This is a genomic window from Gilliamella sp. A7 (assembly GCF_002142015.1).
Classification (GTDB): Bacteria; Pseudomonadota; Gammaproteobacteria; order Enterobacterales; family Orbaceae; genus Gilliamella; species Gilliamella apis_A.
This window is the reverse complement of sequence record NZ_NASN01000097.1, coordinates 1-1,823: the sequence shown is the minus strand read 5'-3', so window position 1 is coordinate 1,823 and position 1,823 is coordinate 1. Positions and strand designations below refer to the sequence as shown.

General features: G+C 31.9%; 1 protein-coding gene. It reads right to left on the bottom strand.

Annotated features, from left to right (window positions below; all coding sequences use genetic code 11):
• Nucleotides 1-239: 239 nt before the first annotated feature.
• Complete coding sequence (locus B6D18_RS12270; protein WP_144064001.1) at nucleotides 240-1,640, bottom strand: hypothetical protein; 1,401 nt, start codon at nucleotides 1,638-1,640, stop codon at nucleotides 240-242.
• Nucleotides 1,641-1,823 lie beyond the last annotated feature (183 nt).

Genomic DNA, 1,823 nt, shown 5'->3' with positions numbered 1-1,823 from the left:
AATTACAAATAATGCTTTTTTAGACTTTTAATAAAGGCTAAATCAACTTCAATAGGATAGTTAACTGATTGTCAACTGCTTAAACAATTAATTCGTTGACGAGCTAAACTAAAATGAAAACACTGCATATTTTGTTCTAATGCTGTGCATTTTTTAGACGACAACTCCGACACCAGCCGTTACTTTCGCTACGCTATCTTCACGGCAACTTCGCTGATATAATTGTTCATAAATATAGATTACCTACCATCCGTTACACAAAGAACTGTTACCCTCATATCATACTGACTTTGCTTAATTACACCTTTGTCAACCACAAATCCTGAACTTGTTATTGTTGGGACGGTTAAATTCCATGAACCAGCAAAGTCTCCCCATTCACCAAATAATGCATTTAATGATATTGAATTTTGTCCCCAACCACCATTTAAACGATATGTTGATAAACTATTTTCATCTGGTATCCCATAACTGTTCAGCCTCGGACTAAAATTCCTACATTTTGTTATAGGTTTTAAATACTCATTGGTTGCTTGGCCAGCTCTAATAAACCATTTTGTTATCTGAAACTGGTAAAGTACTTTACTATGATTTCTATCTGCATAGAGAACAAATGTTGACCGGGAAAACTTCTTATCTACAGAACCATAACGGCTTCCACTTCTAGTATACTTAGGGCCATTTAATGTTATTTTTAAAATTCCATTCCCCGGTAATAAAGTTAAATAAACACCTTCCCCCTGTACTGCATTAACATTTGTACCATTAACTGCAATCACCTCTTCAGAACTAATATTACTTAAATATAAATAATAACTTAATCCATCACCACCTGTTCTAGGAAAGTTTTTATTTATATCTGATGTAACTTCAAATGAATTTCCGTAATTTAAACCTTGTGTCCTTAACGCTCTACCTCGAGCTGCGGGTAATATATAATAAGTATGACTTGCCCCCTGAAAATTGCTTATATCACTTGATTGTGGAAGTCCATAACGTGTTGACAAACTTCCACTTGTAGAGGAAATGGTAAGTTTATAGGGGGCATTAACAGTTGATAAATATGCTTCTTGATTATTTTTAACCCAATTAGTGATATCGTTATTATTAACGTCACTCCACTTCACATTTAAGGTGCCTGATGAACTAATTCCACTATCTCCATCAATATCATTAAAATAATTATTGCTTGCGATAACGCTACTTAAACTAATACTAGGATAATTATTAAACTGTATAATTGTTTGGATATCCTTTACTTTAGTAACTGACTCAGGTAATGCTATCGGATTGTTGCTGCTTGAACGGTCTTGATATGGCTGATAAACCGTACCGTTTGATAATCTAAGCCAAAGCAGTGGCTCTGTAGTAAAGGCGCGATTTATTCCATCAAAAGAGAGATAAGGGCCGTTACCAGTAATTAAATTTGCTGTTTTTACAGTTATACACTCGGCATTTGTAAAAGGAAATAGTAATATAAATCCCAAAAGCCATGTTTTAAAAGCAAAATAAGATTTGTGATTGTCATAACTATTAACAAAATTATTAGATCTTATTTTTAATAATGCCGATGTTATAGAATTTAATGATGTACAACACGCTATAGTGAAGATACGGTATCTTTCATGATAAAATCGCAAAAACATGTCTCCTTTTGATAAAACATTCCATTACATTGAAATTTTTTTTATTTATTTTTTAGTAATAGTTCGTTTAACTATTTTGTTAAACCACTTGAGCTTAATGAAAATCAATTACATTTAAAATTGATAAAAATTTGGTAGTAAATAAATTTATAAATGAATATTAATAAAGAGGAATTG